The 26,283-nt window shown below is 56.7% G+C and carries 15 protein-coding genes, 2 tRNA genes and 3 rRNA genes; 15 read left to right on the top strand and 5 right to left on the bottom strand.

Features of this window, described 5'->3' with window-relative positions:
• Window positions 1–19 precede the first annotated feature (19 nt).
• Together purD and purH are read right to left on the bottom strand one after the other, a co-directional pair.
• A complete protein-coding gene (gene purD, locus SANT_RS19960) occupies window positions 20–1,303 on the bottom strand; it encodes a phosphoribosylamine--glycine ligase (RefSeq protein ID WP_025424000.1) in 1,284 nt (427 codons plus the stop codon).
• A 19-nt stretch (window positions 1,304–1,322) separates the two neighbouring features.
• Window positions 1,323–2,912, bottom strand: a complete 1,590-nt coding sequence (purH, locus tag SANT_RS19955; protein WP_025423999.1) for a bifunctional phosphoribosylaminoimidazolecarboxamide formyltransferase/IMP cyclohydrolase — start codon at window positions 2,910–2,912, stop codon at window positions 1,323–1,325.
• Window positions 2,913–3,463: 551 nt separating this feature from the next.
• Here purH and SANT_RS19950 point away from each other — a divergent pair.
• From SANT_RS19950 to metA, 7 genes are all read left to right on the top strand, one after another.
• Window positions 3,464–5,005: ribosomal RNA gene (locus SANT_RS19950) — 16S ribosomal RNA — on the top strand.
• A 73-nt stretch (window positions 5,006–5,078) separates the two neighbouring features.
• Window positions 5,079–5,155, top strand: a tRNA-Ile gene (locus tag SANT_RS19945).
• A gap of 195 nt (window positions 5,156–5,350) precedes the next feature.
• A tRNA-Ala gene (locus SANT_RS19940) sits at window positions 5,351–5,426 on the top strand.
• A 440-nt stretch (window positions 5,427–5,866) separates the two neighbouring features.
• Window positions 5,867–8,775, top strand: a 23S ribosomal RNA gene (locus SANT_RS19935).
• Window positions 8,776–9,061: 286 nt separating this feature from the next.
• Window positions 9,062–9,177, top strand: a 5S ribosomal RNA gene (rrf, locus tag SANT_RS19930).
• Together the 16S, 23S and 5S rRNA genes with 2 tRNA genes alongside form the textbook arrangement of a ribosomal RNA operon.
• A 1,055-nt stretch (window positions 9,178–10,232) precedes the next feature.
• The gene (locus SANT_RS19920) at window positions 10,233–10,658 is read left to right on the top strand and encodes a hypothetical protein (protein ID WP_025423997.1); all 426 of its coding nucleotides are present in this window, start codon (window positions 10,233–10,235) and stop codon (window positions 10,656–10,658) included.
• 296 nt (window positions 10,659–10,954) lie between these two features.
• A complete protein-coding gene (gene metA, locus SANT_RS19915; RefSeq protein ID WP_025423996.1) occupies window positions 10,955–11,884 on the top strand; it encodes a homoserine O-acetyltransferase MetA in 930 nt (309 codons plus the stop codon).
• A gap of 102 nt (window positions 11,885–11,986) precedes the next feature.
• Here the strand turns inward: metA and edd are convergent, their stop codons facing one another.
• Window positions 11,987–13,798, bottom strand: coding sequence for a phosphogluconate dehydratase (edd, locus tag SANT_RS19910; protein WP_025423995.1), 1,812 nt, complete (start codon window positions 13,796–13,798; stop codon window positions 11,987–11,989).
• Window positions 13,799–14,167: 369 nt separating this feature from the next.
• On the bottom strand, window positions 14,168–14,698 hold the full coding sequence (gene gntK / locus SANT_RS19905; protein ID WP_025423994.1) for a gluconokinase: 531 nt from the start codon (window positions 14,696–14,698) through the stop codon (window positions 14,168–14,170).
• Between the two features lie 263 nt (window positions 14,699–14,961).
• Here gntK and metH point away from each other — a divergent pair, with 263 nt between their 5' ends.
• The 7 genes from metH to SANT_RS19875 all read left to right on the top strand — a co-directional run bounded on the left by metH (window position 14,962) and on the right by SANT_RS19875 (window position 23,703).
• The gene (gene metH, locus SANT_RS19900; RefSeq protein WP_420480346.1) at window positions 14,962–18,678 is read left to right on the top strand and encodes a methionine synthase; all 3,717 of its coding nucleotides are present in this window, start codon (window positions 14,962–14,964) and stop codon (window positions 18,676–18,678) included.
• Between the two features lie 649 nt (window positions 18,679–19,327).
• Window positions 19,328–20,731, top strand: a complete 1,404-nt coding sequence (locus tag SANT_RS19895; protein WP_025423992.1) for an aspartate aminotransferase family protein — start codon at window positions 19,328–19,330, stop codon at window positions 20,729–20,731.
• 1 nt (window position 20,732) lies between these two features.
• The gene (locus SANT_RS19890) at window positions 20,733–21,719 is read left to right on the top strand and encodes a zinc-binding dehydrogenase (RefSeq protein ID WP_025423991.1); all 987 of its coding nucleotides are present in this window, start codon (window positions 20,733–20,735) and stop codon (window positions 21,717–21,719) included.
• A 43-nt stretch (window positions 21,720–21,762) separates the two neighbouring features.
• On the top strand, window positions 21,763–21,888 hold the full coding sequence (locus SANT_RS24815) for a hypothetical protein (RefSeq protein WP_257720073.1): 126 nt from the start codon (window positions 21,763–21,765) through the stop codon (window positions 21,886–21,888).
• A gap of 80 nt (window positions 21,889–21,968) precedes the next feature.
• Window positions 21,969–22,301 (top strand): Dabb family protein, encoded by a 333-nt coding sequence (locus SANT_RS23080; RefSeq protein WP_025423990.1) that lies wholly within the window; start codon window positions 21,969–21,971, stop codon window positions 22,299–22,301.
• Window positions 22,291–22,902 carry a DUF1349 domain-containing protein gene (locus SANT_RS23075; RefSeq protein WP_025423989.1) on the top strand — a complete coding sequence of 204 codons (612 nt, stop codon included), beginning with the start codon at window positions 22,291–22,293 and terminating at the stop codon, window positions 22,900–22,902. The genes SANT_RS23080 and SANT_RS23075 overlap by 11 nt, the downstream gene beginning before the upstream one ends.
• A gap of 33 nt (window positions 22,903–22,935) precedes the next feature.
• Complete coding sequence (locus SANT_RS19875) at window positions 22,936–23,703, top strand: SDR family NAD(P)-dependent oxidoreductase (protein ID WP_025423988.1); 768 nt, start codon at window positions 22,936–22,938, stop codon at window positions 23,701–23,703.
• A 510-nt stretch (window positions 23,704–24,213) separates the two neighbouring features.
• Here SANT_RS19875 and SANT_RS19870 read toward each other — a convergent pair.
• On the bottom strand, window positions 24,214–24,954 hold the full coding sequence (locus SANT_RS19870; RefSeq protein WP_051440254.1) for a UTRA domain-containing protein: 741 nt from the start codon (window positions 24,952–24,954) through the stop codon (window positions 24,214–24,216).
• Between the two features lie 196 nt (window positions 24,955–25,150).
• On the opposite strand from SANT_RS19870, the gene SANT_RS19865 reads away from it, so the two are divergent.
• On the top strand, window positions 25,151–26,212 hold the full coding sequence (locus SANT_RS19865; protein WP_025423986.1) for an ABC transporter substrate-binding protein: 1,062 nt from the start codon (window positions 25,151–25,153) through the stop codon (window positions 26,210–26,212).
• The last annotated feature ends 71 nt before the right edge of the window (window positions 26,213–26,283 follow it).

The following is a 26,283-nucleotide window of genomic DNA, read 5'->3' as shown; positions in this document are numbered from 1 at the left end:
CCCCGCTCCGTGAGAGGGTTTAGGTTTCGCGAGCGATAGCGCGATAGCCGATATCGCGGCGGCAAAAACCCTCATGCCAATGGACAGGCTTGGCCGCGCGGTAGGCCCGGGCCTGCGCGTCGGCAACGGTCGCCCCCAGCGCGGTGACGCACAGCACGCGGCCTCCCTGGGTCAATACCTTACCCTGATGCAGGCGGGTGCCGGCGTGAAAGATTTTTTCCCCTTCCGCCTCGGCTGTCGGTAGACCGCTGATTTCATCCCCGGTGCGGTAGTCGCCGGGATAACCTCCCGCCGCCAATACCACGCCCAGCGCCGGCCGTTCATCCCACTCGGAGGTTTCCTCGTCCAAACGGCCTTCGGTGGCCGCCAGGCAGTGGGCGACCAGGTCGGATCGCATGCGCAACATAATAGGTTGGGTTTCCGGATCGCCGAAGCGGCAGTTAAACTCAATGACTTTCGGCTGGCCATCAGGGCTTATCATCAGGCCGGCATACAGGAAACCGGTATAGACATTCCCCTCCGCCGCCATGCCTTTCACCGTTGGCCAAATCACCTGCTCCATCACCCTGCGATGGACCTCATCGGTCACGACCGGCGCCGGTGAATAAGCGCCCATACCGCCGGTATTCGGGCCGGTATCCCCATCGCCCACGCGTTTATGATCCTGGCTGGTGGCCATCGGCAGCACATGCTCACCGTCTACCATGACAATAAAGCTGGCCTCTTCTCCGTCGAGAAACTCTTCAATGACAATACGGTGCCCCGCATCGCCAAAAGCGTTGCCGGCCAGCATATCGTTCACGGCGGATTCCGCTTCCGTCAGCGTCATGGCGACAATCACGCCCTTACCCGCAGCCAAACCGTCCGCTTTGATAACGATCGGCGCGCCCCGCTGACGCACATAGTCCAGCGCCGGCGCGACCTCGGTAAAGTTCTCATAGCGCGCGGTGGGAATACCGTGGCGGGCAAGGAAGTCTTTGCTAAAGGCCTTGGAACCCTCCAACTGCGCGGCGGCTTGCGTTGGGCCAAAAATCCGCAGGCCCGCGGCGCGGAAAGCATCCACCACCCCCTTCACCAGCGGCGCTTCCGGTCCCACGATGGTCAGCCCGATGTGACGTTCTTGGGCAAAGGCGACCAGCGCCGGAATATCGGTCGCGGCGATGTCTACATTTTGCAACGTGGGTTCCAGCGCGGTGCCGGCGTTGCCGGGCGCAACATAGACGTTGTCGGCAAGCGTCGATCGCGCGGCTTTCCAGGCCAAGGCGTGTTCACGTCCGCCGTTGCCGATAATCAAAATATTCATGGCGAGCTAACTCCTGGGCTTAATGGCGGAAATGACGCATATGGGTAAAGATCATGGCGATGCCATGCTCATTGGCGGCGGCGATGACTTCGTTATCGCGAATCGATCCGCCCGGTTGAATGACACAGCGTACGCCTACCGCCGCCGCGGCGTCGATACCGTCGCGGAACGGGAAGAAGGCGTCAGAGGCCATCGCCGATCCCTTGACGTCCAGACCTTCGTCCGCCGCCTTGATGCCGGCGATTTTTGCCGAGTAAACGCGGCTCATTTGTCCGGCGCCGATACCGATGGTGCGCTGCTCGCGGGCATAAACGATGGCGTTGGATTTGACGAATTTCGCCACCTTCCAGCAAAACAGCGCATCGCGCATTTCCGCCTCTGTCGGCTGGCGTTCGGTAACCACTTGCAGATCCTGCAGATCCACCATACCCACATCGCGCTCCTGCACTAACAGGCCGCCGTTAACCCGTTTGAAATCCAACCCCGGCGTCTGCTGCTGCCAGCGTCCGCAGGCCAGTACCCGCACGTTTTGCTTACCGGCCAGCACCGTCAGGGCGTCATCGTCGACGGCCGGGGCGATAATGACCTCCACAAATTGGCGGCTCACGATCGCTTTGGCGGTCTCGGCGTCCAGCGGCCGGTTGAAGGCGATAATCCCGCCAAACGCGGAAGTGGGGTCAGTCTGGTAGGCGCGATCATAGGCTGCCAGCGGGGTATCGCCGGTGGCCACGCCGCAGGGATTGGCGTGCTTAACGATGACGCAAGCCGCCTCGGTGAAGGCCTTCACGCATTCAAGCGCCGCATCGGTGTCGGCGATGTTGTTGTAGGAGAGGGCTTTCCCCTGTAGCTGCCGTGCGGTGGCCACCGACGCTTCATGCATTTCGGGATCGGTATAAAACGCCGCCAATTGGTGGCTGTTCTCGCCGTAGCGCATGTCCTGTTTCTTGATAAAGTTGAGATTGAGGGTGCGTGGAAAGCGGCCGGAAGGCTGCTTGGTGTCGCCATGATAGGCCGGCACCTGGCTGCCGAAGTAGTTGGCAATCATACTGTCATAGGCGGCGGTATGTTCAAATGCTTTAATCGCTAGGTCGAATCGGGTTTCCAAGGTGAGCGAGCCGCCGTGGCTGTCCATTTCCGCAAGCACCGCGGGATAGTCGGCGCTGTTGACTATAATTGCCACATCTTTATGGTTTTTGGCCGCAGAGCGCACCATGGTGGGGCCGCCGATATCAATATTCTCCACCGCCTCTTCGCGGGTACAGTCCGCGCGCGCCACCGTGGCGGCGAAAGGATAAAGGTTGACCACCACCATATCAATCGGCGCAATGTCATGCTCATGCATAACGGCGTCATCAATATCGCGACGTCCCAGAATGCCGCCATGCACTTTGGGATGCAGCGTTTTGACACGCCCGTCCATCATTTCGGGAAAGCCCGTATAGTCTGACACTTCGGTGACCGGCAGGCCCGCCTCGGCCAGCAGGCGGGCGGTGCCGCCGGTGGAAAGCAGCTCAACTCCGCGCTGGGACAGAGAGCGGGCGAACTCCAGAATACCGGCTTTGTCGGAGACGCTGAGCAGCGCGCGGCGGACAGGACGTGGTGGTTGCATGGCAAATGACCCTTGATATGAATAGCAATGACGTTAACTGGCGTTGTCAGGCAATGCCGAAGCGGCATTGATGTCCGTGGCCACTCGACCCGGACAAGAAAAATTTGCCTGAATTGTAGCGAAAACGATTGCGCGATGCTCGCCAAATTTTGTTCTCGCGCCTGTTGTTGTGGATAAGTTTGTGTAAAAGCAGGTATAAGCCGGTATTTGCTGTGGAAAGCAGCAAACGGTGTCATTTGACAAAAATAGCGGTTGCCATGGGGCCGGAACCCCCTATAATGCGCCTCCATTGTCCGGCCTGTTACCGCTACGGCGCAGCAGGCTGAACGACGCAGAAGTTGGCCCGGCGGGCTTGACTCTGTAAGAGGAAAGCGTAATATACGCACCTCGCGCCAGCCCGATGACGGCAGCGCAGCGCTCTTTAACAATTTATCAGACAATCTGTGTGGGCACTCACAAGACGATATCGATACACGAAATATCAAGTCTTGAAGAGTGAACAACGAATATTCATATGAATACCAGTTTTAATTCTTTGAGCATCAAGCTTTTAATTGAAGAGTTTGATCATGGCTCAGATTGAACGCTGGCGGCAGGCCTAACACATGCAAGTCGAGCGGCAGCGGAAAGAAGCTTGCTTCTTTGCCGGCGAGCGGCGGACGGGTGAGTAATGTCTGGGGATCTGCCCGATGGAGGGGGATAACTACTGGAAACGGTAGCTAATACCGCATAACGTCGCAAGACCAAAGTGGGGGACCTTCGGGCCTCACACCATCGGATGAACCCAGATGGGATTAGCTAGTAGGTGGGGTAATGGCTCACCTAGGCGACGATCCCTAGCTGGTCTGAGAGGATGACCAGCCACACTGGAACTGAGACACGGTCCAGACTCCTACGGGAGGCAGCAGTGGGGAATATTGCACAATGGGGGAAACCCTGATGCAGCCATGCCGCGTGTGTGAAGAAGGCCTTCGGGTTGTAAAGCACTTTCAGCGGGGAGGAAGGCGATGGCGTAAATAGCGCTATCGATTGACGTTACCCGCAGAAGAAGCACCGGCTAACTCCGTGCCAGCAGCCGCGGTAATACGGAGGGTGCGAGCGTTAATCGGAATTACTGGGCGTAAAGCGTACGCAGGCGGTCTGTTAAGTCAGATGTGAAATCCCCGGGCTCAACCTGGGAACTGCATTTGAAACTGGCAGGCTAGAGTCTCGTAGAGGGGGGTAGAATTCCAGGTGTAGCGGTGAAATGCGTAGAGATCTGGAGGAATACCGGTGGCGAAGGCGGCCCCCTGGACGAAGACTGACGCTCAGGTACGAAAGCGTGGGGAGCAAACAGGATTAGATACCCTGGTAGTCCACGCTGTAAACGATGTCGATTTGAAGGTTGTGGCCTTGAGCCGTGGCTTTCGGAGCTAACGCGTTAAATCGACCGCCTGGGGAGTACGGCCGCAAGGTTAAAACTCAAATGAATTGACGGGGGCCCGCACAAGCGGTGGAGCATGTGGTTTAATTCGATGCAACGCGAAGAACCTTACCTACTCTTGACATCCAGAGAACTTGGCAGAGATGCCTTGGTGCCTTCGGGAGCTCTGAGACAGGTGCTGCATGGCTGTCGTCAGCTCGTGTTGTGAAATGTTGGGTTAAGTCCCGCAACGAGCGCAACCCTTATCCTTTGTTGCCAGCGATTCGGTCGGGAACTCAAAGGAGACTGCCGGTGATAAACCGGAGGAAGGTGGGGATGACGTCAAGTCATCATGGCCCTTACGAGTAGGGCTACACACGTGCTACAATGGCGCATACAAAGAGAAGCGATCTCGCGAGAGTCAGCGGACCTCATAAAGTGCGTCGTAGTCCGGATTGGAGTCTGCAACTCGACTCCATGAAGTCGGAATCGCTAGTAATCGTGGATCAGAATGCCACGGTGAATACGTTCCCGGGCCTTGTACACACCGCCCGTCACACCATGGGAGTGGGTTGCAAAAGAAGTAGGTAGCTTAACCTTCGGGAGGGCGCTTACCACTTTGTGATTCATGACTGGGGTGAAGTCGTAACAAGGTAACCGTAGGGGAACCTGCGGTTGGATCACCTCCTTACCTAGACGATACGTTGAGTGACGTGTCCACACAGATTGTCTGATAACTGTAACGAGCAAGAAAAACCTTCTATAGGCTTGTAGCTCAGGTGGTTAGAGCGCACCCCTGATAAGGGTGAGGTCGGTGGTTCAAGTCCACTCAGGCCTACCAGTTTCGCTTATCCCGATGAATGAGACCGCAGCGTGTTGCCGCCAGGCAAGCGTGTCAGGCGGTGTCCGGCATGCGGCGAAAAGGGAAACTGGCTGTCGTCCTGTTTACTGACTGTGATGAACGAGGCATTACCTGTGCACGCAGGTAGGCGGACTCAGCGCGGGTGACCGACGGCATATGCAAGGTGAACGACTTGGGGCTATAGCTCAGCTGGGAGAGCGCCTGCTTTGCACGCAGGAGGTCAGCGGTTCGATCCCGCTTAGCTCCACCATTCCGTCATGGAATGTTTTTGTCATCCTGCGGGATGAGAGGTTTTTCTGTCGTTGATTTATTTCAGAGCGCGTTTATCAAGCGCGCTGCGAAATACCGCTCTTTAACAATCCGGAACAAGCTGAAAATTTGAAACACATGCTGAAGTGCAAACTCAGTATGCGAGTCTCTCAAACGAAGTAAGCAAACCTGAGATAACGCGTAAGCGTTATCACTGTAGCGCGACAGGCCTTGTCGTCTCCGTGGCGTCTTCACAGACGCCGCCGGGTCTCGCCAGTATGGCGACACTCGAGCGAGACGGCGCGAACGGCTGAAAGCCCAGGCGCACGGCACGCAGGCACCGCAGTGGACTTGATGTCCATGAGGATGCCGAGCACCGCGCAACGCCGGATTTCGGTCGTGCAGCCCGTCGGACAAGGTGCAAACAGCTCAGGGTTGTGAGGTTAAGTGACTAAGCGTACACGGTGGATGCCTAGGCAGTCAGAGGCGATGAAGGACGTGCTAATCTGCGAAAAGCGCCGGTGAGCTGATATGAAGCGTTATCAGCCGGCGATGTCCGAATGGGGAAACCCGGTGCAATTCGTTGCATCATCGTTAAGTGAATCCATAGCTTAACGAAGCGAACCAGGGGAACTGAAACATCTCAGTACCCTGAGGAAAAGAAATCAACCGAGATTCCCCCAGTAGCGGCGAGCGAACGGGGAACAGCCCAGAGCCATCATCAGCTTGCGCATCAGGAGAACGGTCTGGAAAGTCCGGCGACAGAGGGTGATAGCCCCGTATCCGAAGGTGTGCTTGTTGTGAGCTCGATGAGTAGGGCGGGACACGTGATATCCTGTCTGAAGATGGGGGGACCATCCTCCAAGGCTAAATACTCCTGACTGACCGATAGTGAACCAGTACCGTGAGGGAAAGGCGAAAAGAACCCCGGCGAGGGGAGTGAAATAGAACCTGAAACCGTGTACGTACAAGCAGTGGGAGCATCCTTCGGGGTGTGACTGCGTACCTTTTGTATAATGGGTCAGCGACTTATATTCTGTAGCAAGGTTAACCGTATAGGGGAGCCGCAGGGAAACCGAGTCTTAACTGGGCGTCTAGTTGCAGGGTATAGACCCGAAACCCGGTGATCTAGCCATGGGCAGGTTGAAGGTTGGGTAACACTAACTGGAGGACCGAACCGACTAATGTTGAAAAATTAGCGGATGACTTGTGGCTGGGGGTGAAAGGCCAATCAAACCGGGAGATAGCTGGTTCTCCCCGAAAGCTATTTAGGTAGCGCCTCGTGACGTCATCTACGGGGGTAGAGCACTGTTTCGGCTAGGGGTCCATCCCGGATTACCAACCCGATGCAAACTGCGAATACCGTAGAATGTAATCACGGGAGACACACGGCGGGTGCTAACGTCCGTCGTGAAGAGGGAAACAACCCAGACCGCCAGCTAAGGTCCCAAAGTCATGGTTAAGTGGGAAACGATGTGGGAAGGCACAGACAGCCAGGATGTTGGCTTAGAAGCAGCCATCATTTAAAGAAAGCGTAATAGCTCACTGGTCGAGTCGGCCTGCGCGGAAGATGTAACGGGGCTAAACCATGCACCGAAGCTGCGGCAGCGACACGTAAGTGTTGTTGGGTAGGGGAGCGTTCTGTAAGCCTGCGAAGGTGGCCTGTGAGGGCTGCTGGAGGTATCAGAAGTGCGAATGCTGACATAAGTAACGATAAAGCGGGTGAAAAGCCCGCTCGCCGGAAGACCAAGGGTTCCTGTTCAACGTTAATCGGAGCAGGGTGAGTCGACCCCTAAGGCGAGGCCGAAAGGCGTAGTCGATGGGAAACAGGTTAATATTCCTGTACTGGGTGTGACTGCGAAGGGGGGACGGAGAAAGCTAGGTTCGCCGGGCGACGGTTGTCCCGGTTCAAGCGTGAAGGTGGAATGAGCAGGCAAATCCGCTCATTCTTAACACTGAGGCGTGATGACGAGCCACTACGGTGGTGAAGGAATTGATGCTACGCTTCCAGGAAAAGCCTCTAAGCTCCAGGTCACATCGAATCGTACCCCAAACCGACACAGGTGGTCAGGTAGAGAATACCCAGGCGCTTGAGAGAACTCGGGTGAAGGAACTAGGCAAAATGGTGCCGTAACTTCGGGAGAAGGCACGCTGGCATGTAGGTGGAGGGCCTTGCGCCCCGAGCTGAAGCCAGTCGCAGATACCAGCTGGCTGCAACTGTTTATTAAAAACACAGCACTGTGCAAACACGAAAGTGGACGTATACGGTGTGACGCCTGCCCGGTGCCGGAAGGTTAATTGATGGGGTTATCGCTTGCGAGAAGCTCTTGATCGAAGCCCCGGTAAACGGCGGCCGTAACTATAACGGTCCTAAGGTAGCGAAATTCCTTGTCGGGTAAGTTCCGACCTGCACGAATGGCGTAATGATGGCCAGGCTGTCTCCACCCGAGACTCAGTGAAATTGAACTCGCCGTGAAGATGCGGTGTACCCGCGGCAAGACGGAAAGACCCCGTGAACCTTTACTATAGCTTGACACTGAACATTGAGCCTTGATGTGTAGGATAGGTGGGAGGCTTTGAAGTGTGGACGCCAGTCTGCATGGAGCCAACCTTGAAATACCACCCTTTAATGTTTGATGTTCTCACTCAGGCCCGTTATCCGGGCCGAGGACAGTGTCTGGTGGGTAGTTTGACTGGGGCGGTCTCCTCCCAAAGTGTAACGGAGGAGCACGAAGGTTAGCTAATCACGGTCGGACATCGTGAGGTTAGTGCAAAGGCATAAGCTAGCTTGACTGCGAGAGTGACGGCTCGAGCAGGTGCGAAAGCAGGTCTTAGTGATCCGGTGGTTCTGAATGGAAGGGCCATCGCTCAACGGATAAAAGGTACTCCGGGGATAACAGGCTGATACCGCCCAAGAGTTCATATCGACGGCGGTGTTTGGCACCTCGATGTCGGCTCATCACATCCTGGGGCTGAAGTAGGTCCCAAGGGTATGGCTGTTCGCCATTTAAAGTGGTACGCGAGCTGGGTTTAGAACGTCGTGAGACAGTTCGGTCCCTATCTGCCGTGGGCGCTGGAAGATTGAGAGGGGCTGCTCCTAGTACGAGAGGACCGGAGTGGACGCACCACTGGTGTTCGGGTTGTCATGCCAATGGCATTGCCCGGTAGCTACGTGCGGAAGAGATAACCGCTGAAAGCATCTAAGCGGGAAACTTGCCTCGAGATGAGTCTTCCCTGAGGCCTAGAGCCTCCTGAAGGGACGTTAAAGACGATGACGTTGATAGGTCGGGTGTGTAAGCGCTGCGAGGCGTTGAGCTAACCGATACTAATGACCCGTGAGACTTAACCTTACAACACCTGAGCTGTTTGAGAGCGAGCGTGAGACGAGAGCGAAAGCGAACGTTGACGCTCAAAGCGCAGGCGGATGACACCGCCGACACCCGCGCCAACCGCAGGCCAGATATGGCCGCGAAAGGCATAAGCCACACCGACCCCGGTGCGGCGGCAGGGCGTGCAGCGTGCGCAAGAGACAAGACACTATCAGCGATGTTCCGGATAACGCCCGACGGTCACGTGAGTGAGGGTCGGGCAGCAAGAGCCTTCTGCACGGCGAAAGCGGTGCGGAGAACGAATTTGCCTGGCGGCACTAGCGCGGTGGTCCCACCTGACCCCATGCCGAACTCAGAAGTGAAACGCCGTAGCGCCGATGGTAGTGTGGGGTCTCCCCATGCGAGAGTAGGGAACTGCCAGGCAGCCAATCAAGAAGCCCTCTGCTAACGCAGAGGGCTTTTTTCTTGCCTAGAAGCACGCGGTTGTCACGGTCACGGCCGGGACGGCAGGGGCTATCAACGAGCCCTCGGCGCAAGCCGGGGGCTTTTTGCTTGCCTAAAGCACGCGGTTGACACGGTCAAGGCCGGGGCGGCAGATGCTATCAACGAGCCCTCGGCGCAAGCCGGGGGCTTTTTGCTTGCCTAGAGGCACGCGGTTGTCACGGTCAAGACCAGGACGGCAGGCACTATCAATGAGCCCTCGGCGCAAGCCGGGGGCTTTTTTCTTGCCTCCGAGGCACGCGATTGTCACGGTCAAGGCCGGGACGGCAGGTGCTATCAATGAACCCTCTGCCAGCGCAGGGGACGTTGTGAAAGGGGTCATTGGAATGCTAGCCTGCGCATCGGTTATTGACGGGCCCGCGTTCGCGTCCTTCGGGAATAACGTGCAGCGCTTTTAAGCGCCACAATTATTTTAGACATGCCGGTGAGAAGAGATCCCCAGCTATACAGCTTTAACGCATTAAGAGCGGGTGCGCGAAAGAAAGCGTCTGCGTGCGTATAAGGGGGTGGCGGGGAATACAGGTATAATCATAGCGAAATACCGTCATTAACTTAAGTCATTAATGCTATAAGATTCCGCCAGGGCAATATATTCTGGTAGCTAGCGGATTTTTTACGCGCTAAAAATAGACTTCCCTCTGACGAAATAAAATATTCCGCTACGCTGCCCTAGGCCCGCAGCAATTGTCGCCTCCGCGCAATGCTATTTCCCCTGAGACACCCTGTCGTAAAAGCTAATTTTATCCTGTTTTATGTTCCTTTGTGAGAAGGGTACGGTCTTTAACGATTTTCTGACATTTGTTGCGATTCGCGCTGAGAGATGCGCTTTTAATCGATATATAAATCAATGTGTAAGGGGGTGATGGCGTGCGTATGCAGATAATATGTTGGATATTAATTAGTTTTATGTTACAAAAAATTCGGGATGGCTTGCCTGATACTTGCTGCTTGTCTAATCGAAATACCAGGAGATAAAAATGAAAAAGGCCGGTTTGGTGTTAGCGGTAATTCTTTCTCTTAGCGCGTGTGCGGGCGGAACAACGGGGGGAGAAGACAAATTCAGTACTTCCTATGTTGAGTCGCATATCGTTAAAGGAAAAACGACCCAAAGTGAAGTACAGAGTTTATATGGTGTACCCGACGATAATGAAAAATCATCCAACGGCGTCACTTGGGTGTATCACAAAAACGGTAATTTAAACGATGCCTCCAGTCTGACAAGCTATATACCTGGCGCTAGCGCGATTTCCAGCGCATTAGGGATGGCGACTATGGCCAATTCAGCCTCTTCTCAGGCGAACAAAGTTTCGGGAAAAATGAGCGGTAACACTGAAATCCATGGTAATCGTTTGTACATCACCTTTGATAGCAAAAGTACCGTAGATTATTGGAGCCTCAATTAATCGTTATGGCCCTGAAAAGCGATCCCGGCAGGGAGATACCTGCCGGGATAACGCCATAATTGATTATGACTATCCTATCCCACTTCCCTAGGCGGCATCCGACGCTAAATCGATGAGTTCACCGCTGCGGCGCGCATCAAGGGCGTTTGCAATGGCAAGTCTGCTAATACCTTTTTCGGGACAAGATGAAACATTTTCAACTAACGGCTGAGAACTCGACATCACGCCTTAAAACGGCTATCTTCAGGCATCTGGATGTCTAAACGTTTAAACGTATGCTTTGAGGATCTAAGGTTATGCCGATTCGGGTGTTAGACGAGCTCCCTGCTGTCAATTTTCTACGTAATGAAAATGTCTTTGTGATGACGTCCTCGCGCGCCAGCACGCAGGAAATTCGCCCGTTGAAAGTGCTGATCCTGAACCTGATGCCGAAGAAAATTGAAACCGAAAATCAGTTTCTGCGTTTATTATCCAATTCACCGTTACAGGTGGATATTCAACTGCTGCGCATCGACAGCCGTGAATCGAAGAATACCCCAGCGGAGCATTTAAATAATTTTTACTGCAATTTTGAAGATATTCAGCATGATAACTTCGATGGTTTAGTCGTGACCGGCGCACCGTTGGGCCTGGTGGATTTCCGGGATGTTGTCTTCTGGCCGCAGATTGACCGGGTGCTGCATTGGGCCCGCGATCATGTGACGTCCACTCTGTTTGTCTGTTGGGCGGTTCAGGCGGCGTTGAATATTCTCTACGGCATCCCCAAAATGACCCGCCAGCAGAAGCTGGCGGGCGTCTATCAGCACCACACGCTGAAGCCACATGCATTACTGACCCGGGGTTTTGATGAAACCTTTCTCGCTCCGCATTCCCGCAATGCGGATTTCCCCACCGCGGTGATTCGACAGTACACCGATTTAGAAATATTGGCCGAATCTGACGAGGCGGGAGCCTATTTGTTCGCCAGCCCGGACAAGCGTCTGGCGTTTGTCACCGGCCATCCGGAATACGATGCGCTTACTCTGGCCAGCGAGTACCACCGCGATCGGGAAAACGGTCTCCAGCCAGCGTTGCCGGTTAACTATTTCCCGCATGATAATTCCGACCTGACGCCGAAAGCCAGCTGGCGCAGCCACGGCCATTTGCTGTTTGCCAACTGGCTTAACTACTACGTTTATCAAATTACCCCGTTTGATTTGCGGCGCATGAATCCGACGCTAGAATAAGCGTCGGCTAGCGCGTACCCTTCTCTTCCCGCCGGCCAAAAAACGCGTTCCCATTTTGCCGCGCGGTTAACCCCGCGTGCCACCTTGTGCGGCCGTCGAGTTTTAGAAACTGATGCAACTGGCGCCCTGTTCCGCGCCGGAAAGCTGATGGCGCAGCGCACCGAACAACTCGCGGCCACAGCCCTCCGCGCCGGTAGAAAGATCCGGCACAGGCACCTGGCGCTGCGCCAGTTCCGCCTCGTCCACCAATAACGTCAATTCGCCCGTTTTGCCGTTCACCCGCACGGTATCACCGTCGCGGATTTTACCAAGCAGACCGCCGTTATAGGCTTCCGGCGTCACATGAATCGCTGAGGGCACTTTACCGGATGCGCCGGAGAGACGGCCGTCGGTCACCAGCGCCACCTTGTAACCGCGATCCAGCAACACCCCTAGCGGCGGCATCAGTTTGTGCAGTTCCGGCATGCCGTTGGCGCGGGGTCCCTGATAGCGGACCACCACCACGCAGTCTTTATTCAGTAAGCCGGCGTCGAACGCCGGGCCGACGTCGTGCTGGCTTTCAAACACCATGGCCGGCGCTTCGATAACTTGATTTTCCTCGGGTACGGCGGAGGTTTTCATCACCGCGCGACCGAGATTGCCGTCGAGGACTTTGGTGCCGCCGTGGTGCGCGAAGGGGTGGGCGACGCTGGCGATAATGGTTGCATCCAGCGAGGCCGCCGGACTGTCGCGCCAGGCCAGCCGGCCGTCATCCAGCCAGGGTTCCATCGTATAACGGCTCAGGCCGAATCCGACAATCGTCTGCACGTCTTCATGCAGCAGTCCGCCGGCCAGCAATTCGCGCACCAATAGTCCAACGCCGCCCGCGGCATGAAATTGGTTAATGTCTGCCGGCCCGTTTGGGTAAATCCTGGCCAGTAGCGGTACCGCATCCGACAAGTCAGAGAAGTCGTTCCAGTTGATGATGATACCGGCGGCGCGGGCCATGGCCACCAAATGCATGGTATGGTTGGTTGAGCCGCCGGTAGCCAGTAGCGCCACGATACCGTTGACCACCACTTTTTCATCTATCAAGCGCCCGATCGGAAGATAGTTACCGCTGGCTTCGGAGAGTCGCGTAACTTGTATCGCCGCCGCATCGGTAAGGGCGTCGCGCAGCGGGCTGTCCGGCTGAATAAAGGAGGAGCCGGGCAAATGCAGGCCCATCATTTCCATAACCATTTGGTTAGAATTGGCGGTGCCGTAAAAAGTGCAGGTGCCCGCGCTATGATAGGAGGCGGCTTCCGCTTCCAGCATTGCCTGACGATCCGCTTTACCTTCGGCATACAGCTGGCGGATACGCACTTTCTCTTTATTTGGCAGCCCGGTAGCCATGGGGCCGGCGGGAACAAACACCGAAGGTAGATGGCCGAACGAGAGCGCCGCCATGACCAAGCCGGGGACGATTTTATCGCATATGCCCAGATAGAGCGCACCATCAAACATGTTATGCGACAGGCCAATGGCCGCCGACATGGCGATGATTTCGCGGCTCATCAACGATAGCTCCATACCATCCTGGCCCTGAGTAACGCCATCGCACATAGCCGGCACGCCTGCGGCCACCTGGCCTACCGCGCCAACGCTCTGCAACGCTTGTTTGATTCGCTGCGGGTAATGCTCGTATGGCTGATGGGCGGAAAGCATATCGTTGTAGGCGTTGATGATGGCGATATCGCTGTGGGTCAGGCTTTTCAGCGCGGCCTTATCGCCAGGCTGGCAGGCGGCGAAGCCGTGCGCTAGATTACCGCAGGCCAGCTGCGCGCGATGGACGGTTTGGCTGCGCGCGGCCTCAATGCGGGTCAAGTAGGCATCGCGGCTGACGCATGAGCGGTCGATAATGCGTTGGGTTACGCGTTGCAGAGTGGCGTTCATACATTCCTCACTTAATACCGCGTCATCCCCTTTGTCCCTGAAGCTGGCTGAGAAGGTTGAATGACAATATGGTAATACCGTTTGTTATTATTAACCGCGCCTCCCAAGGCGAAGGCCTCATGTTGGGATGCGGGTGATATTCCTTGAAACGATTCAGTTGGAGCAGAGTCGCTTTACCCGCGTGCGGGACGCTGCTGCGCGGCGATCACCGCGTTTATCTTTAACGGTAATCTGCATTCGGTTTGGCAACCGAATGGAATAGAGCCCACCTCCGTGATGGACTTTGCAACAACCAGCATGAGGGCTGGCGTTCCTTATATGCGCGCCGCCGCGGTTGGCCACGCGCCTTAACACAACCCCGACGGCGGCTTAACCAGCGGTAGCGGTGCGGATCCAGGCCACGGTATCGGCAACGACGCCTTCCAGCGGCTGATCGACATTGATAGTATGCACGTCCGGTTCGTCGCTGCCCGGCTCTTCCAATGTCTCAAATTGCGTTATCAGCATCTGCTGTTTAAAGAAATGTCCTTTCCGGGCCTTCATGCGCGCTTCAATCACGTCAAAGCTGCCCTGCATATAGATGAACGACAGATTGGGATTCCCCTCACGTAACCGGTCACGATAGTGCTTTTTCAGGGCTGAACAGACAATAATGGAGATAGCGTTGGTCCGCTGCATCGCGAAAGCAGCGTCATTGATGGCGCTCAGCCACGGGGCGCGGTCATCGTCATTCAGCGCATGGCCAGCGGACATTTTTTCAATGTTGGCGCGCGGATGGAGGAAATCTCCGTCAAGAAAAGCAGCGGACAGCTCACGGGACAGGGCGGTAGCCACAACGGATTTGCCGCTGCCCGACACGCCCATCAGGACGAAAATATGATTTTGAGTTTGGGTAGTCATGGACGTAGCTCCGTGAGCAATAATATGGAACACAATGATGTTACCGGTAACATTGTGCGCGCTTTTCATGAGGTTTCAACCTTTATGGCGTAATAAATGTTTAACTGTGATCAACATCAAATATTCAAGCCTCATTAAAACATTATGTCCCGCCCCCTTAACAAAACGTTAAACAACGCCGCCGCGGAAGGAAAAAAGTCTTGTTAGGCGATAACCGGGTTCATTACCAACCTGTGCTAGGATGTTGCTCTGTTTCAGGCGGAATGACGCTTACATTGGCGGCAAATGAGATCATCGTGACGAATCGGATAAACGAACTGGGTGCGACGCTGGCGCGACGGATAATGGTGCTGGACGGCGGCATGGGCACCATGATTCAGAGTTATCAGCTGCAAGAAGCGGATTATCGTGGGCAACGTTTCGCGGACTGGCCGTGCGATGTGAAAGGCAATAATGATCTGCTGGTGCTGAGTAAGCCTGATGTCGTCAGCGCCATCCATGATGCCTATCTCGCCGCCGGCGCCGATATTCTGGAAACCAACACTTTTAACGCCACCACTATTGCGATGGCCGATTATCAGATGGCGTCGCTGGCCAGCGAAATTAACTTCGCCGCCGCCCGTCTGGCGCGAGAGCGCGCAGACGCCTGGAGCGCGCGTACCCCGGAAAAGCCGCGATATGTCGCGGGCGTATTAGGCCCAACCAACCGCACGGCTTCGATATCGCCGGATGTGAACGATCCCGCCTACCGTAATATCGACTTTGACCAGTTAGTAAATGCTTACCGTCAGAGTAGCCGAGCGCTGATCGAAGGCGGCGTCGATTTGATTATGGTGGAAACCATCTTCGACACCCTTAACGCCAAGGCGGCCGTATTTGCGCTGGAAATGGAATTTGAGGCGCTGGGGATCACCCTGCCGGTGATGATTTCGGGCACCATTACCGATGCCTCCGGGCGTACGCTTTCCGGGCAGACCACCGAAGCGTTTTACAACTCGCTGCGTCACGCGCGACCGCTGTCGTTCGGTCTGAACTGTGCGTTGGGTCCTGATGAATTGCGCCAATATGTGGCGGAACTGTCGCGCATCGCCGATTGCTATGTCAGCGCCCACCCCAATGCGGGCCTGCCCAATGCGTTCGGCGAATATGACCTGGGCGCGCAGGCGATGGCGCACCATATTGGTGAATGGGCCCACGCCGGCTTACTGAATATCGTCGGCGGCTGCTGCGGCACGACGCCGGAGCATATCGCCGCCCTGGTCCACGCCGTGGAAGGGGTGGCGCCGCGCCCGCTGCCGTCGCTGCCGGTCGCCTGCCGGCTGGCGGGGCTGGAGCCGCTGAATATTACGGCGGCCTCACTGTTCGTTAACGTCGGCGAGCGTACCAATGTCACCGGCTCGGCGCGTTTCAAGCGTTTGATCAAAGAAGAGAAATACAATGAGGCGCTGGCGGTGGCGCGCCAGCAGGTGGAGAGCGGTGCGCAGATCATCGACATCAATATGGATGAGGGCATGCTGGACGCCGAGGCGGCCATGGTGCGCTTTCTCCATCTGATTGCCGGCGAGCCGGATATCGCCCGCGTGCCGATCATGATCGACTCCTCCAAATGGCAGGTGATCGAGCAGGGGCTGAAATGTATTCAGGGTAAGGGCATCGTTAACTCCATTTCGATGAAGGAGGGAGAGGCGGCGTTCCTCCATCACGCGCGGCTGGTACGGCGCTATGGCGCCGCTTTGGTGGTAATGGCGTTTGACGAACAGGGCCAGGCCGATACTCGGGCACGTAAAATCGAGATCTGCCGCCGCGCCTACCGGCTTTTGACCGAGACGCTAGATTTTCCGCCGGAAGATATCATTTTCGATCCGAATATTTTCGCCATCGCCACCGGTATCGAAGAACATAATAACTACGCTCAGGATTTTATTGGCGCCTGCGCGGATATTAAAGCGGAACTGCCCCATGCGCTCATTTCCGGCGGTGTTTCCAATGTTTCATTCTCATTTCGCGGCAACGAGCCGGTACGTGAAGCGATTCATGCCGTGTTTCTTTATCATGCTATTCGCAACGGCCTCGATATGGGCATTGTCAACGCCGGCCAATTAGCGATCTATGACGATTTGCCGCCAGAGCTGCGCGAACGGGTGGAAGATGTGGTGCTGAATCGGCGCGTAGACGGAACCGAACGCTTGCTGGCGCTGGCCGAGACGTATCGCGACAGCAAGGGGGACGGCGAGGCGCCGGCGCAGCAGGCGGAGTGGCGCGGATGGGCGGTGACTAAACGCCTGGAATATGCCCTGGTTAAGGGCATTACCGACTTCATTGAGCAGGATACCGAAGAGGCGCGGCAGCAGGCGGCACGCCCTATCGAAGTGATCGAAGGGCCGTTAATGGCCGGCATGAACGTGGTGGGAGACCTGTTTGGCGCCGGCAAAATGTTTTTGCCGCAGGTGGTGAAATCGGCCCGGGTAATGAAACAGGCGGTGGCCTATTTGGAGCCTTACATCCAAGCCGGGAAGACCGAATTGAAAGCCGCCGGCAAAATTCTGCTGGCGACCGTGAAGGGGGATGTACACGATATCGGCAAAAATATTGTCGGCGTGGTGTTAGCCTGCAACAACTATGACATTATCGATCTTGGCGTCATGGTTCCGATGGATAAAATTCTCAAGACCGCGCGCGAAAAGCAAGTAGATATCATAGGGTTATCGGGACTGATTACCCCGTCGCTGGATGAAATGGTCAACGTTGCCAAAGAAATGGAACGTCAGGGGTTTACGCTGCCGCTGTTGATCGGCGGCGCCACCACCTCCAAAGCCCATACGGCGGTGAAAATCGAGCCACACTACAGCGGGCCGACGATTTACGTGCAGAACGCCTCACGCAGCGTCGGTGTGGTCGCCGCGCTGCTGTCTGAGACCTTGCGGGAAGGGTTGGTGGAGCGCACCCGCCGCGAATATGAAACGGTACGTCTTCAGCACGGACGTAAAAAGTCGCGTACCCCGCCGGTCAGCCTCGAAGCGGCGCGGGAGAATGCGCTGGCGCTGGACTGGCAGAGCTACACGCCGCCGGTGGTGCATCGTCCCGGCGTGCAGGCGGTCAGCGCGACCGTCGGCACGCTGCGCAATTATATTGACTGGACGCCGTTCTTTATGACCTGGTCGCTGGCGGGTAAATATCCGCGTATCCTGCAAGATGAGGTGGTGGGCGAAGAGGCCCGGCGGCTGTTTGCGGACGCCAATGCCATGCTGGACAAGCTGGATGAAGGCGGATTATTGCGGCCGCGCGGCGTGGTGGGGCTGTTTCCCGCCAACCGGGAGGGCGATGATATCGTCATTTATCGCGATGAAAGCCGGCGCGAGCGGCTGGCCGTCGCCCATCATCTGCGCCAGCAGACCGAAAAAAACGATTTCGCCAACTATTGTCTGGCGGATTTCGTGGCGCCGAAAGCCAGCGGCAAAGCAGACTATTTGGGCGCGTTCGCCGTCACCGGCGGTTTGGAAGAGGATAGCCTGGCGGCGGAGTTTGATGCCCGCCTGGATGATTACAACAAGATTATGGTCAAAGCGCTGGCCGACCGGCTGGCGGAGGCGTTTGCCGAATATCTTCACGAGCGGGTGCGTAAGGTGTACTGGGGCTATGCCGCTAATGAAAATTTAGGCAATGAGGCGTTGATACGCGAAAGTTATCAAGGTATCCGGCCGGCGCCAGGCTATCCCGCCTGCCCTGACCATACCGAAAAGCAAACGCTGTGGTCATTATTGGAGGTAACGCGCCACACCGGCATGCAACTGACGGAATCGTTCGCCATGTGGCCGGGGGCGTCGGTAGCGGGGTGGTATTTCAGCCATCCTGACAGCAAATACTTTGCCGTGGCGCAGATCCAGCGCGACCAGGTAGAGGATTATGCGATACGCAAAGGGCTGGCGCTGGAAGAAATAGAACGCTGGCTGGGGCCAAATCTGGGCTACGACGCCGAATAACCGCCCGTTTCGCGCCCGCCGCCGCAACTCTGGGCCTCCGCCTCGGCGGGCTCTGTCAATGGCGCCCACCCCTGCGTGAGGGGTGGCCAGCCATGCCTAGCGGCGCCCATCCCTGCGTTAATGGCGCCCACCCCTGCGTTAGGGGTGTCCAGTCATGCCCAGTGGCGCCCACCCCTGCGTTAATGGCGCCCATCCCTGCGTTAGGGGTGTCCAGCCATGCCTAGCGGCGCCCAACCGCGCCTATAGACGGCGGCGCCGGTACGCACCCAACCCATCGATGCCGCTGCCTCTGCTACTCCCGGCGATCGCCGGCCCTAGTGCGGGAAGGCAGGCAATCCTGTTGTGAACGCTATCCGTTAACAGCGGCAATATCTCATGTCGCGACAAAAACCAATATTCTCTTCGCCTTTGTCATCAGTTATTCCATAATAATATTCCATTGTTATTTATATTAAAAACTAATATTCAGCTAAGTAATTTTTGAAAATAATATATTGCTGTTGCCTTTAATTTCCTGCCGCATAAAGTTGATCCTGGTCAAGGAGCTGAATCCATTAAGTCACGCAAAATTAGCCATGCAATCTGCTTTTTCAAGCGTAAATCACACAAATGGCAGCTTTCGGAATTTAATTCATGATGAGGATGAGTCATGACGAACTGTAGCGTTCCCCAACTGAGTGAGCAGGAGCTAAAAAATAGCGCATTGTATCGACTGGATGATAAATATATGTCCTGGGGCGACACGGTGCATTATCAATCGCGACCCATTATCGCCGACAGTTGTCTGGGCGATCGTGTGGTTGATATTCACGGCAATATTTATTTGGATAGCCAAATGTGGCATTCCAGCTGCAATTTTGGCTACCGCAACCGTGAAATTGAACAAGCCGTGGAGCGCCAACTGCACAAGCTGCCGCAGGTTAGCGGGGATTATCTGCATGAGGAAAAGCTACTGCTGGCGGAGGAAATCTGCGAAGCGATCTATCAACGCACCGGGCTACGCGGCCGGGTAGGGTTTAACGTCGGCGGCACGCTGGTGGTAGAAGATGCGTTGAAAATCGTACGTAAGAATACCGGGCGCAACCGGGTGGCGACCCTGATGGGGGGCTATCACGGCCGCTCTTTAACGGTGTCGGGTATGTCCAGCAGTCACCGTTATCGCCAGTACTATGGCGAATTCGCCGATCGGGCGATAATGTTTCCTTACGCCAATTGTGGGCAATGCTATTATGACAAACAGCCCGGCGAATGCGGCAGTTATTGCGGCAAAATGATTTCGCGAGCGATGGAAAATGATTTTTATGGTATTGCCAGCGAAAACAGTAATGAAATAGGCGCTTTCTTCCTTGAGCTTTGCCAAGGGCGGGGTTATACGGTGCCGCCAAAAGACTTTTTCCGCCAGTTTGTGCCGGAAATGCAAAAACGCGGGATATTAATCGTTGATGATGAAATACAGGTGGGCATGTTCCGAACAGGAAAATTATTTGCCTTTGAGCATTACGATATTGTGCCGGATATCATCACGCTGGGTAAATCGCTGACTAACGGCCTCAGCCCGCTCAGTGCGGTCTGGGCTCGGGAAGAATTAGTGAGTCGCGATATTTTTACCCCGGGCCATGCCCACAGCAATTTTGCCAATCACTCCTTAGGCACCGCCGCCGCGCTGCAAACCTGGCGCTATATGATCGCTCATGATTATGAGCCGCTACTGTCGCAAAAATCGGCCTATTTCATGGGCGGACTGCGGCGTCTAAAACAGCGTTATCCCTTCATTGGGCTAATCGAGGGGCTGGGGATGCTGTTTAGCGTTACCTTCACCACGCCGGACGGTTTGCCCTGGCGTAATGCGGGTAAGCAGGCGGTCACGCTGGCGCAGGATAATGATTACGTCTACCAGGGAGAAACGCTGCGTCTGATCCTTAATAGCGGCGGCTACCATTGCGAAAAAATCAAATTGGCCCCCTGGCTGGATATGGGTTACGAAGAAATGGAGCGCATGCTGACCATTCTCGATCAGGTCTTCGCCGCCCTGGCCGACGCGGAGGAGGTTTGATATGGCCGCGGTCGTCAAGCTCGGTCCGGGTAAGTTGTGTTATCTGGAGAAATTGATCCCGCAACACCACGAGTGGCAACAATGGGAAGTTTGCTACTGCGGCATCTGTAAAACCGATCGCGCCCTGGCCTGGTCCGATCAGAGCGAGGGCCGTGTGCTCGGCCATGAAGTCGTTTGCCGCGGAACCGACGGGCGCTATCGGGTGCTGAATAACGAGATCCCCTGCGGTGAGTGTGAGTACTGCCTGGAAGAGTGGGTAAGCCATTGTCTCCATAAACAGGAGCTGGGCATTACCCACCACGGCGGCTTCGCCACCCATATCTGCGCGCCGGACAGCAGTCTGCATACTTTGTCGCTGAACGATCCCCGTCTGGGGGTGCTGGTGGAACCGCTGGCGTGCGTCATGCACGGCCTTAGCCGATTGACCCATGCTGCGGCATTACAACACACCAGCGCGCCACGCGTGTTGATCGTCGGGTCAGGGGTGGCGGGCAAAATGTTCGGCCATCTGTTGCTGCACCGCTGGACGCAAGCGCATCTGGCGCTATGCGATATCCATGACGACGCGATGGCCTGGGCGCAAAGTTATCCCATCGTGTGCCAGCAAACCCCTCAGGACCGGCATTACCACATGGTGATTGAGTGCTCCGGTAGCCGGGACGGGATGCTGACGGCGCTGGCGGCGGTACGCGACGCCGGTGTGGTGATGATTTATGGCGTACCGCAGGCCGGGGAAACGTTACCGGTGAGCGCGCGTGAGATATTCGAGCGTGAATTGACGTTGATGGCGTCAATGTCGGGCTGTACGCAATCCATTTTTTTGCAGGCGCTGAGTTATGTCGAGCAGCATCAGGCTTTTTTCGCCACGTTGCTGGGCAAAAAAACCGACCTGCGTCAGTTGCCTTATGAACTTTTATATAACCCGCCGTTGCCCGGCACGCGAAGCTGGGTCGTGATGTCACCCGGCAGGGCGGGCAGCGGCGATTAATCCCGAGGGACGATTCTCGGGTCTTTTAAGGCAAGGGGGAGGTATGGATAAACATGAAAAAAGACACTTTGTTATGACGCTGGTGGCGGCGTTTGTTTCAACACATCGCTATATGCAGCGCAACTATCTGCCGGCCAAGGCGGTGAAAAAAACCTCACCGCCGCCGTGACGACGGCCGACAGTACGGCAAGCCGGCGGCAAGCGCTCGCCGCCGGTATTTATTAAGGAAAGCCTAAAGCAGGAGGGACCATGATAGAGCACAATGTCTTTTTGCAATTTCGTCAGGATGCATCACAAGAAACGATTCAGTCTGTCGCCAAAGCGCTACTGGATATGGAGACGCATATCCCGAGCATCAAACGCGCGCGCTGGTACGACAATCTCAGCCGTGAGCAGCGCGATAAAGGCTTCCACCATATGATAGCGCTTTGGTTCGAGGATAGGTCGGCGCTTGAGGCCTATTTGGCACATCCCCATCATCAAACGGTCAGCGGCGATATCCTGTTACCGGCCTTGGCGCAGGGTGTCGAGTCGCTGCTGGTTTTCGATCGCCGGGCGGAGGACGGTACCGATGGTCGCTGAGGCCTTTACCCTTCGTCCGCCCGATAGTCGTATGGTGGCGCTCAATCCTGCCGGCAAAATGTTCATCGGGCCGTCGGGGGTGTCGATATGCCCGGCCGCCGGCACCGATTTCTGGCGACAGACTTGGTTTGGTCATAACGCCGACAATGGACATGCGCTGCTGAGCGAATTTCGCGGCGATGCCGAGCTTTGCGCCTGCGTTCACTTCCGGCCGCGCCATTGCTATGACCAGGCCGGGCTGATGGTCCGACTGTCCGCCGACGATTGGATCAAATTTTGCGCGGAACGCGAGCCGGATAATGCCACCTGGCTCGGCGTGGCGGCGACGCGCGCGGGGTTGTCCGACTGGTCGGGGATGGAGTGGCCGGGGGGGCAGACCCAGCGGCTATTTTTCAAAATCAGTCTGCGCCAGGAGGCGCTAGTGCTGTCGGCCGGCGGATCGGACGGTTGTCTGCGGGTAGTGCGGATTTGCCCCTTTCCCGTTGGTCGTGCGCCGTTGCTGTGGGGCGTTTACGCCGCCTGTCCGGATAAAGCGGGGCTGGTCGCCCGCTTTAGCGGTATCAAACTGCAGGCTGCCGGAAGCGAAGCCTGCGTCAGCTAGTTAAAGGAGTTACAACCCAAAGGAGTGTCAACCATGCGTTTTCAGCGGAAAGTAGTGGTAGTGACCGGTGCGTCCAGCGGTATCGGCGCGGCGGCGGTGGAGCGTTTCGCCCAGGAAGGTGCGACGGTGGTGCTGGTCAGCCGCCAACTGCATAAACTGCAGCGCGTGGCCGCGCGACTGGCGCCCGACCGGCATATGGTGGTGCAGGCGGATGTGGCCGACAGGCAGGCGGTGGAATCCATGATAGGCCAGGTGATGGGGCGCTATGCCCGCATAGATGTGCTGGTGAATAATGCAGGGGTGCAGATACCTGGAACCGTGTTGCAAAGCGGCCTGGACAACTGGCATAAGGTGGCCTCGGTCAATATTGACGGCGTTCTCGCCTGTTCGACGTTGGCGCTGCCGCATCTTATCGCCAGCCGCGGCTGCATTGTCAATAATGCCTCGGTATCGGGACTCGGCGGCGATTGGGGCGGCGCGCATTATTGCGCCGCCAAGGGCGCGGTGGTGAATCTCACCCGCGCTATGGCGCTTGACCATGCCGCCGACGGCGTGCGGGTGAATTCCGTGTGTCCCAGCCTGGTAATGACCGGGATGACGGCGGGGTTCGCCGCTGAAACCTGCGAGAAGTTTTATCAGCGTATCCCAATGGAGCGTGCAGGGGAGGCCAGTGAGGTCGCTTCCGCCATGGCCTTTTTGGCCAGCGATGACGCCAGTTTTATTACCGGCGTCAACCTGCCGGTAGACGGCGGCGTCACCGCGTCCGACGGACAGCCCCGCCTGCCGGCGGACGCGTTTTAAACGCCCGGTTTCGCCGTCGCGGGCGTGGCGGAAAGGGGCTATAGACTCCTTTCCGTGGACCTGGCGTGTTCTGGACGAGGCGGCAGCTCCCGCAGGATGCCGAAAGTCTGGGCTTAACGCCGTATGCGGGATACCGACGGCGTAGGCTTTTCGCCGCGTGCGGGATACCGACGGCGTAGGCTTTTCGCCGCGTGCGGGATGCCGGCGGCTTGGGCTTAACGCCGTATGCGGGATACCGACGGCGTAGGCTTTTCGCCGCGTGCGGGATGCCGGCGGCTTGGGCTTAACGCCGTATGCGGGATACCGACGGCGTGGGCTTTACGTCGCGTGCCGGATACCGACGGCGTAGGCTTAACGCCGCGTGCGGGATACCGACGGCGTAAGCTTTACGCCGCGTGCGGCTGGCTTTAGCGGTAACACCTCGCCGCCGGGGCAAGGCTAAGAGGGTTTTCTCGCCGACATCGCAGCGTCTGCGCGGCAGACAGCGATGTGCGTCTCTCCACGGCGCTGCTATTCAGCCTCAACGCTAACGTGCAGAGCGTCATAGCGCCAATATTCCAGATCGCAATCGATAATACGGCCATGCTGGTCGCGATTGATGCGGGTAATAAACAGCGCCGGGCTGTTTTCCGCGACCTTTAGCGCCAGCGACGCCGCCGTCGGAAAGGTGGTCGGGCACATATCGAAGCGCACTCTGCCATAGCGGATATCATAACGGTTGGCGTACAGCTCGGTCAGCGAGGCGGTGAGGTCCTGCTGCAAAATCGCCGGGAAATAGGCCGGGTTCAGATAATGCTCTACATACAGTACCGCGCGGCCATCGATCCGCCGCACCCGGCGGATGCGGTAAACTCTGGCGGCCGGCGGCAGCGCGAGCAGGCTACAGAGTGCTGCCGGTACCTCCACCTCACGTGCGTCCAGCACCAGCGTGGCAGGGCGCCGCCCCTGCTCGCGCGCCATGGCGTGAAAGTGGCTGCGCTGCAGCGGGTTATACACCACCCGCGGCGGGCTGACGAACCAGCCACGCCGCTCTTCGCGATAAATCATACCTCTCGCCTCCAATTGCCCGAGCGCTTCACGTAGCGTGATGCGGGTGGTGGCAAAGTGCGCGCTCATCATCCGCTCCGCCGGCAGACGATCGTTATGGCCCAACCGACCGGCATCTATCCAGTCGGCGATGGTCTGGCAGATAGCATCCACCGTCCTGTAGCGCGCGCTTTCCCCGGCCGGGGAGGCTTTATCAGAGGGCATGTTTATCACCGGTTTGCCTGTTTTCAGTGCAGCTGTTTTCGCCAGCAGCGGCGGTATGAACGAAAACCATAACAAAAAAACGCCGGTAAGGGTTGCTGTCATTAAATATTCATCCGGCTGGGGTAGATTGGCGTAGTTCTTGCTGGACTAGACCAGTAGGGCCAGGCATTTTCATCCTCTATGCGGAGCTTCAGCTATGAAATATTTGTACGCTTCTGTGTTAACGACAGCGCTGCTGGCCATCGGTCCGGCAGGCTATGCCGCGGCGGCCGATGTGGCGGCGCTGGAGCAGGCGGCGCGTCAGGAAGGGCAGGTCATGAGCGTCGGCATGCCCGATTCGTGGGCAAACTGGAAACAGACCTGGCAGGATTTGGCCAGCCAGTATCAGATACAGCACAGCGATACGGATATGAGTTCCGCGCAGGAAATCGCCAAATTCCTGGCGGAAAAGAATAACGCCAGCGCCGATATCGGCGATGTCGGCGTCTCCTTTGCCCCGCTGGCGGTACAAAAAGGCGTGACGCAGCCCTATAAACCCAGCACTTGGGATCAGATCCCCGACTGGGCGAAAGATAAAGAGGGGCAGTGGGCGGTGGCTTACACCGGCACGATTGCGTTTATCGTCAACAAGCAGACGGTGAAAACGATTCCCCATAGCTGGGCGGATCTGTTGAAGGGCGATTACAAAGTTGCTTTAGGGGATGTCGGCACTGCGGCGCAGGCGGTCAATGGCGTGTTGGCAGCCGCTTACGCCATGGGCGGTAACGAGACGAATCTGCAACCGGGCCTCGACTTCTTCGCCAAACTGGCCAAGGCCGGTCGGCTGGGCCTAAACGATCCCTCTATTGCCGCGCTGGAGAAGGGAGAAGTGGACGTCGGGATCCTCTGGGACTTTAACGGCCTCAATTATCGCGACCAGATTGATAAAACCCGGTTTGAGGTACTGATCCCCTCCGATGGCAGCGTCATTTCCGGTTACAGCACTATCATCAATAAATACGCCAAACATCCCAACGCCGCCAAGTTCGCGCGCGAATACATCTTCTCAGACGCGGGGCAGATCAATTTGGCTCGCGGCTATGCCCGCCCGATCCGCGTTGAACGACTGACGTTGCCGGAAGACGTCAAGGCGAAACTTTTGCCTGACGAACAGTATAAAAATGCGCACCCGATAGCCGACGCCGCGGCCTGGGAGAAGAATGCCAAAGCGTTGCCGCGTCTGTGGCAGGAAAACGTCATGATGGCGATGAAGCAGTAAACGCGGTAGAGGGGATCGCCCGGTCACGGGCCATCGGACATCCCCCTCCTCGCCGGTTGCGTGCCGGCGGC

Origin of the sequence: Sodalis praecaptivus, assembly GCF_000517425.1 — a bacterium.
Classification (GTDB): Bacteria; Pseudomonadota; Gammaproteobacteria; order Enterobacterales; family Enterobacteriaceae; genus Sodalis_A; species Sodalis_A praecaptivus.
Note: the sequence above shows the minus strand (reverse complement) of the source record. Positions and strands in the feature narration are given on the sequence as shown.